The organism is Micromonospora sp. M51, assembly GCF_018070305.1.
In the GTDB taxonomy this organism is placed as follows: Bacteria; Actinomycetota; Actinomycetes; order Mycobacteriales; family Micromonosporaceae; genus Micromonospora; species Micromonospora parva.
Map to the genome: position 1 here is coordinate 1 of NZ_JAGPXZ010000240.1, position 7,772 is coordinate 7,772.

Here is a 7,772-nt window from a genome sequence, read left to right on the forward strand (position 1 = left end):
CCGCCGACCCGGTGGCGGCTGGCGCACTCGCAGCGGTACGCGGCGCGCTCTTCGGTGCGGCGGCCTTCGGCGGCGAGCCGGTGGCCTTGGCACCCCGGAACACCACGTCCGAGCAGGAGTAGTAGGTGTCCGGGGTGTTGGAGTTCTGCCAGATCGTGTAGATCAGGTGTCGGCCGCTGCGACCCGCCGGCAGCCGACCCGCCAACTGGTACGCCCCGGCGCGCACCGGCGGGTCGGTCCGGGTCAGAAACGGGCGCGACTCCAGGTCCGCCCAGGTCAGCTTCTTGCGGGGGTCGTAGTCGGGCTTGGTGACGTAGAGCCGGAAGGTGCCCCGGTGCTCGATGGTGGTCCGGTACCGGAAGGTGAACGTGGCACCGGTGGTCAGTTCGGTGCTCGGCCAGTCGGTGCGGGGCAGGTCCAGTCCCCGGTACGCGGACAGCCCACCACTGCACAGCTCACCGTCCGGGATCCGTTCCCGGTCTCGCCCGTTGATGGCGGCAACGCGTACGTTGTCCCACTCGCGCACGGCCGCGCCGGCTTCGATCGCCGCCCGGCAGGCGCTGGTGGCCGCGTACCGGCCCTCGGGGCCGCAGGCCGCCGCGCGACTGACCGGGTCGGTCGGGGCTCCGTGGGCGGCGGCGGGCGTGGCAGCCAGCGGCACTGTCGCGGCAGCGACCAGCACAGTGGCGAGGAGCCGGCGTACGGGCATGAGGACGACCTCCGCCCACTGGTACGGCCGGCGCGGGGCAAAGGTTCGACGGCTCCGGTCACCGTTTCCCGTCGACGGACCCTGCGGCGCGATCGGCGAGGTAGGCCAGGTAGAGCAGGTAGGGCACGACGAGCAGGGCGAGCACCAGCACTGCCGCGATCACCGGCGGATCACCGAAGACCGCCCCGAGCACAATCGGCAGCGGTGAGACGGCCGCCAGCAGGATGCCGGTGCGGCGCAGAGGGCGGGCGACCCGTTGGTGCGCCGCGTGCCAGTGCTCCGCCGAACGCATCGTCGCCGGCGTCCGTACACCGGGGCTGCGGTTTCTGTTCACCGTCGGTTGCAGCGCGGCCCGGGCGGTGAACGCCACGAGCCAACCGAGGAACGCGTAGACCACGGTCACAAAGGCCCCGGGCCACACTCTGGCACCTCCCCACGCATCGCCAGCCATCAGCGTAGAGGGCGGGAATCCCCGGGGTGGGCGTGGCGTTTCGATACTCGGAACCGCTTGCACCGAGGAGGCAGAGATGAAGGTACGTAGCTCGTTGCGTGCGCTGAAGCAGAAGCCAGGTTCGGTGGTGGTCCGCCGTCGCGGCCGGACGGTCGTGGTGAACCGCGCCAACCCGCAGTGGAAGAGCCGCCAGGGCTAATCCAGCCCTTAACGGACGTAGCAATCAAAGAGCGCCCTGACCGGATCATCGGTCAGGGCGTTTGGTCATGCTCGGTGAGTTCACCTGCGCTTGACTGGAACTGATTCGAAGTGACGACATCGGCATCGGCGGGGTCTGCCGGGCGGGTCGCAGGCGGCCGGCGATCGCTGCACTCCTGAAATCACCCAGCCTTGCGACACCGCCAAGGGCGTGCGATGGTCACCGTCGCGCCGGCGCCGACAGTGAGGTTGCCGACCATAATGACCCAGGTCGCCTTCGCGGCCGGGATACGGCCAGCGTGCCCGCCCAGCCCCGTCGGCCGCACCCTCGGTGCGCGGAACCCACTCCTCCCATCGTGCTGTCGGGGCAGCCTCAAACGCGTGGAGCCGCTAATGTGATGCCCTGTAGTAGCACGTGAGTTAGATGTTCAAACTCTCGGCGCTATAGGAAACCTGACGCTCATCAGGCGGTCGCTGGTACCCCGCGACCGCCTGATGAGCGTCGCGTCGACTACGTTGGACATCGATCTCGAAAGCAACAATAGATATTGACGGAAGAGAGCTTGCAAGGTAGCCTTCACCTTTAACGATCTTCGATCGAAAGAAGGAGCATATGAACATCCCTAAGAATCTCCGGCTCGCCTTGGCCTCCGCTATTGGCGCCACCTTGATGCTGGGTGCATGGGGATCACCAGCCCATGCCCACTTCACTGCGGCCTACCACGGCTCTGACGTGGCAACAGTATCGTCGGGTCACACCTTCGTGGAAGTTTATGATAAAGAGGCGGACGGCAACGGCGTGTACGGCTACTTCTGGCTGAACGATGGCACCTCTCGCACGGTCGGCGACCCGAACGGGAGTAGTGCTGGCGGCGGGAGCGCCGGCTTTAGCGTCGGGGTCGATTGGTACTACGTGTGCGAGAGGAACGTAGGATGCAGTGGGGTGCAACAAGCCTAGATATTCGAAGCAATGATGGTTCGTCATCGCTGCTTTGAAGAGGGGCCGAGGCAATTGGATTATTCTAATGTTCAAAGTGCCGACTCCGCTGAAAGCCTATAGTCGGCTCTGGATCACGGTCAGCGACCTTCACTGCTCTGGCATCTCGCCTCAATAAGCATTTCAGTTTCCCTAATCGATTACTTGGGGCGCCAACCGCCACGCTGTTATCATTAGTGATGATGGGGCATTGTTCCGCGCCTCGCGAATCTCTTAACTTCGCGCAATTGAGAGGTACAGAGCGTCGCACTTGCAATTGGGCGGCAGCAACAACCAAGGCCGATCTGGATTCTCACCGTTCGCGATCGACTGCCGCTCCATCTAGGCGTCAAGAGAAGTTGCGACAGTTGCGGGTTAGCAGATTGGTTTAGTCTTCGACTGACCTGCTAACCCGCAACTGAAGGCCCCCGCGCGCTCGAGTCACGCAGCATCCTCGCGCGGGCGGTCACCCCCCCCCGAGATCATGGACGAACTCGACCGGGTAAAGCGTCGGGGGACCTTCCGGTCGGTTGCAGCGATCTGCTGACCGACCACGTTCCGACGGTCTTCGACCCCGGCACCCGACCGCAGCACCGCGCCCGTCGGTGCGGGAACCGTCCTGCCGTGCCCTTCGGTGGGGCGACATGCCCAGTCAGCGCACCAGATCACCGCGTTCGCCCTCCCCGTGCTAGTCGCGACACTGCTCGTCCTCAGTGGCACGCAGGTAAGGTTTGGACTGGCCCAGTTCGCGCCGGTGCTGGCGTTCTGCCTGCTCATCCGCACCTGGGCGGCCCGCACCTCGTTGTGCTGGATCATGGCCACCGGCAACGCGGCACACGGCGTCGTCCTGTTCGGCATCGGGGCGCTGGCCGCCACCGACTGGCTGGTCTTCCCGACGCTGCGGGTGGGCGCATTCCTCATCGGCTCGGCCGCGGTGCCGCAGGACGTCGGCTCGTAGGTCACAGCGCCCCGGTTGCTGGGCGGCGACCTGCTGGTAGCCGCCCAGCAACCGGCCGGTTGTAAGCAACCACCTCGGTGACCCAGATGGCCGGGCCGGCGGTGGCGAGTTCATCGTGCAGATAGCCGGTGCCTCCCGGACGGCGGGGATCACCGGGGCACTTCCGCGGTCGCCAGAGCTTGTAGCCGTACCCGACGGTGTGATCCCGGAAGCGGTTCCACGCCCGCTGCGCGGCGGCGCTGGCGGCCGTTGGGCCGGCTCCGTCTCGTCGCTAGCATCGTGCACACCGAACTCGGCCTCGACCGGACGCCCCGACTCTTACGACCTCGACGAATTGGAGCATCAGGCGTGCGCGGCAATCGGGATCGTCGATCCCTGACCACCGCTAGGGGCGCCCGCGACCAGACGGTGGTGACGATGCGGATTGACTAAGATGCTTCGAGAGATCGCCCCGACGAGGAGGACCCGGTGTTCATCTTGGAGCTGTCCTTCGGCGACGAACCCGACCGGCTCGCCGCTCGACCGGCGCACCGGGAGCGTCTCCAGGCCCTGCATCAGGAGGGCCAGCTGGTCATGGCCGGGCCGCTCGCCGACGACTCCGGAGCACTCCTGGTCTTTGACGTCCCAGACGCCGAGGCGTTTGCCGCGATCGTCGCCGCGGACCCCTATTACCGCACCCCCGGGGTGACGATCGCCAGCCAGCGGGAGTGGTCACCGATCGTCCGGTAGCCAAAGGCGACGAAGCCCGCCTACCGCTGTCTCTGGTGACCGGCCCGATTCACGACTGGTCGTCCACGGCGCGCGCAGCACGGTTGCCAACCCCAGTTACAGCAGGTAGGACACGACCAGCACGGCGAGCACCAGGAGCGCCGAGGATGACCGGCAGCGGGCACACGACCGTCAACAGGATCCCGGTCCGATGGAACGGGCGTTCAACCCGGCGGTGCGCCGCGTACCAATGCACGGTAGATCTCAGGGTCGCGGTGGCCGCACTCCGGGACTGCGGTAGATGTCCCGACGGCCGCAGATGCTCTGGTGGTGGATGCAACAAGCCATTCGAGTGATGCGTAGATCATCGAATGAACGCTCCGGCCAGCAAACGCCACCTCCTGACGCATCAGGTGGTGTCATCGCAAATCCCCAGCCCTCTGGGTATTACCGACCACTGGCGAAGGGGTGAGCACGGCGCTTACGACGGCAGGGCTCAAAACAGTGAACGCCCTGACCGGATCATCCCGGCCAGGGCGTTTCTCAAGGGTGGAGCCGAGGGGACTCGAACCCCTGACCCCCACACTGCCAGTGTGGTGCGCTACCAGCTGCGCCACGGCCCCTTGCTGTTGTCCCGGTCGCCCGGGCACTGGGAAACTATACACAGACCCGCTCGCATGGTCATCTCGCGGGGTCCCCCGCCACAGCCGGGTCAGTTGAGCGCCACGTCCGGCGGGAAGTGCGCGACGGCGGCCATCATCCCGCCCTGCCGGCGCAGCACCATCGGCCACAGGTCGTCGGGCCGGTCGACGAAGGCGTCCCCGGGCAGCCCGTCCAGCACGAACCAGGACCCGTCGGCGATCTCCTGCTCCAACTGGCCGCTGCCCCAGCCGGAGTAGCCGGCGAAGACCCGGATGCCACCGATGCTCTCCCGCAACCGCTCCGGGTCGACCGAGAGGTCGATCGTGCCGACCGCCCCGGACACCTGGTGGAAGCCCTTCAGCCGACGCATCGGGTGGCGCATCCGGGCGAGGCAGATCGCCGAGTCGGGCTGCACCGGGCCACCCTCGAAGAGCACCGCCGGGTGGCGGGCCAGGTCACTCCAGTCACCGAGCACGTCGGCTACCGGCACCTCGGTGGCCCGGTTCAGCACCACGCCGAGCGCGCCGCCCGGCTCGTGGGCGACGAGCAGCACCACCGTACGGTCGAAGTTGGGGTCCTTGAGCGCCGGAGTCGCGACCAGCAGCCGCCCGGTCATCGACTCCATCGCTCGTCCGCCGATCGCCTGGCCCTCTCCCTGCATGCCACACACCCGTCAACCGTGAGCCCGGCCCGGGGACCGGTCCTCGACCGGATCCGCCCGGCGCATCGGGTTCCGCCGCGCTGTCAACGCCATGCCTGGCACCATAGCTTGCGTGCTGGGTGCTGGCTAAGGTCTGACCGGCGGGTGATCAGACAGTTGAGACGAAGGGCCGATGCACCGGTTGGCAGACCTCCCGGTGATCGACCGTTTCGGAGCACCGACCGCCGAGAAAAGCCCGAAAGGTCCGTCACATCCCGATAGATTCGGCTGATCGGGAGGGCGATCACGGTTGTCCCTGCCCGCGACACGGAGGCGGGTGGCGATGGCAACTGTCCGGGACGCGACGTACGACGTGCTCCGCACCCTCGGCCTGACCACCGTCTTCGGCAACCCGGGCTCCACCGAGGAGCCGTTCCTCCAGGACTTCCCGGCCGACTTCCACTACGTCCACGCGCTGCACGAGGCGACGGCCGTGGCGATGGCCGACGGCTACGCCCAGGCCGCCGGAGTGCCCGCCCACGTCAACCTGCACACCGCCCCCGGCACCGGCAACGGCATGGGCAACCTGGTCACCGCCTGGCACAACAAGACCCCACTCATCGTCACCGCCGGCCAACAGACCCGGGAGATGCTGCTCCTCGAACCCCGGCTGGCCAACCGCCGGCCCACCGAACTCCCGCAGCCGTACGTGAAGTGGGCCTACGAGCCGGCGCGGGCGCAGGACATCCCGGCGGCCATGCTGCGGGCGTACGCGACCGCGGTGCAGCCACCGGCCGGGCCGGTCTTCCTCTCCCTACCGATGGACGACTGGGCCCAGCCAGCCGACCCGCCGCCCGCGCCGCGAACGGTGGCCACCCGGTTCGCACCGGACCCGCAGCGGTTGGCGGAGTTCGTCACGGTGCTGGCCGGCAGCCGCAACCCGGCGCTCGTGTACGGGCCGGGGGTGGACCGCTCGGCGAGTTGGTCGGCCGCGGTGGCGCTGGCGGAACGGCTCGCCGCGCCGGTCTGGTCGGCCCCCGCCACCGAGCGAGCCGTCTTCCCCGAGGACCACCCGCACTTCCGTGGCGTGCTGCCGTACGCGATCGGTCCCCTCGCCGAGGCGCTGCGCGGACACGACACGGTGCTGGTCGTCGGCGCCCCGGTCTTCCGCTACTACCCGTACGTGCCGGGCGGGCACCTGCCCGACGGCGCCCGCCTGCTGCACGTCACTGACGACCCGGACGAGGCCGCCCGAGCCCCGGTCGGTGACAGTCTGCTCAGTGACCCGGGGCTGGCCCTGGACGCGCTGGTCGAACGGGTGCCGCCGAGTGACCGGCCGGCGCCCGCACGACGGGACACACCACCACCGCCCGAGGTCGGCACCCCACTGAGCGCCGACGCCCTGTTCGCCGCGCTGGCCGCGCACTGGCCGACCGACGCCGTGCTGGTGCAGGAGTCACCGTCCAACCTGTCCGCACTGCGCCGTCAGCTGCGGATCACCCGCCCGGCGTCGTACTTCACCATGGCCAGCGGCGGCCTCGGCTACGGGCTGCCGGCGGCAATCGGCGTCGCCCTGGCCGAGCGGGACACCGGGCGCGGTCGCCCGGTGGTGGCGGTGGTCGGCGACGGCTCGTTCCACTACTCGGTGCAGGCGCTGTGGACGGCCGCGCGCCTGGCACTGCCCGTGGTGGTCGTCGTCCCGGTCAACCAGCAGTACGCCATCCTCAAGGCGTTCGCCGAGCTGAAGCACACTCCCGGGGTGCCCGGCCTGGACCTGCCGGGTCTGGACATCGTCGCGATCGCGGCCGGCTACGGCTGCGCCACGGAGGTGGTGGAGACCCCCGATCAGCTCGGCGCGGCGCTCACCGCCGGGCTGGGCGCCGACCGTCCCACGGTTGTGCCGGTGCCGATCAGCACGGACGTGCCCAGCATCCTCTGAACCGGGTCGTTCAGCGCGATGCGATCGACAGTGGGGCGCCGGTGTGGACATCCAGCACCGGCCGGGCGCCCAGCGGCGTCGCGAGGGTGACGGTGACCGGCTCCAGTTTCAGCAGTGCGATGCATTCGCCGGTGGCCCGGGTGACGCGGCCACCGACCACCACGACGTCCGGCCGTTCCCACACCAGCGGGGTGATCCCGGGGTCGCACGCGCCGACGCCGAGCCGCACTGTCAGCCGGGTGTCGTCGACGGCCGCCAGGTCCTGGGCCGCCACCAACCCGTCCGGCAGGGGGCGGGCCGGCGCGGTGGGCTCGGGAACCCTGGTGACCGCGGTGGGCGCCACGGCGAGCCGGGCCACCCGGGCGGTCAGCTCCTCGATGGTGAACAGCCAGGCCGGGACCTGCGCCACACCGCGGCTCGTGCGGACCGGCACGGTGTCGAACGTGACAGCGGTGACGGTGAGCGGGAGACAGGCGGTCCGCGTGCTGCTCGTCACCCACCCGTCCGGCCCTGGTTCGACGGTGGGGCCGCCGGGGGTGGGCCGACCGGGC

The 7,772-nt window shown here is 69.0% G+C and carries 7 protein-coding genes, 1 tRNA gene and 1 pseudogene; 4 read left to right on the forward strand and 5 right to left on the reverse strand.

Translation table 11 applies throughout. From position 1 onward, the window contains the following. Together KBX53_RS15025 and KBX53_RS36855 are read right to left on the reverse strand one after the other, a co-directional pair. The coding region (locus KBX53_RS15025) for a lytic polysaccharide monooxygenase (RefSeq protein ID WP_210859894.1) at positions 1-709 on the reverse strand (709 nt) is incomplete at its 3' end. A 58-nt stretch (positions 710-767) separates the two neighbouring features. Then, complete coding sequence (locus KBX53_RS36855) at positions 768-1,130, reverse strand: SdpI family protein (RefSeq protein ID WP_210859896.1); 363 nt, start codon at positions 1,128-1,130, stop codon at positions 768-770. A gap of 106 nt (positions 1,131-1,236) precedes the next feature. Here KBX53_RS36855 and KBX53_RS15035 point away from each other — a divergent pair, with 106 nt between their 5' ends. The 3 genes from KBX53_RS15035 (at position 1,237) to KBX53_RS15045 (ending at position 4,021) form a co-directional block, all read left to right on the forward strand. Continuing rightward, positions 1,237-1,359, forward strand: coding sequence for a 50S ribosomal protein L36 (locus KBX53_RS15035; RefSeq protein ID WP_030331473.1), 123 nt, complete (start codon positions 1,237-1,239; stop codon positions 1,357-1,359). 1,660 nt (positions 1,360-3,019) lie between these two features. Next, the gene (locus KBX53_RS15040; protein WP_210859898.1) at positions 3,020-3,292 is read left to right on the forward strand and encodes a hypothetical protein; all 273 of its coding nucleotides are present in this window, start codon (positions 3,020-3,022) and stop codon (positions 3,290-3,292) included. Between the two features lie 468 nt (positions 3,293-3,760). Then, positions 3,761-4,021, forward strand: coding sequence for a YciI family protein (locus KBX53_RS15045; RefSeq protein ID WP_210859900.1), 261 nt, complete (start codon positions 3,761-3,763; stop codon positions 4,019-4,021). 529 nt (positions 4,022-4,550) lie between these two features. Here KBX53_RS15045 and KBX53_RS15050 read toward each other — a convergent pair. Continuing rightward, a tRNA-Ala gene (locus tag KBX53_RS15050) sits at positions 4,551-4,623 on the reverse strand. Between the two features lie 89 nt (positions 4,624-4,712). Next, positions 4,713-5,303 (reverse strand): YqgE/AlgH family protein, encoded by a 591-nt coding sequence (locus tag KBX53_RS15055; protein ID WP_030331478.1) that lies wholly within the window; start codon positions 5,301-5,303, stop codon positions 4,713-4,715. A 322-nt stretch (positions 5,304-5,625) separates the two neighbouring features. Here KBX53_RS15055 and mdlC point away from each other — a divergent pair, with 322 nt between their 5' ends. Beyond that, positions 5,626-7,221 carry a benzoylformate decarboxylase gene (mdlC, locus tag KBX53_RS15060; RefSeq protein ID WP_030331480.1) on the forward strand — a complete coding sequence of 532 codons (1,596 nt, stop codon included), beginning with the start codon at positions 5,626-5,628 and terminating at the stop codon, positions 7,219-7,221. 10 nt (positions 7,222-7,231) lie between these two features. Here the strand turns inward: mdlC and KBX53_RS15065 are convergent. Continuing rightward, positions 7,232-7,772, reverse strand: a pseudogene (locus KBX53_RS15065) (hypothetical protein); the annotation flags it as partial.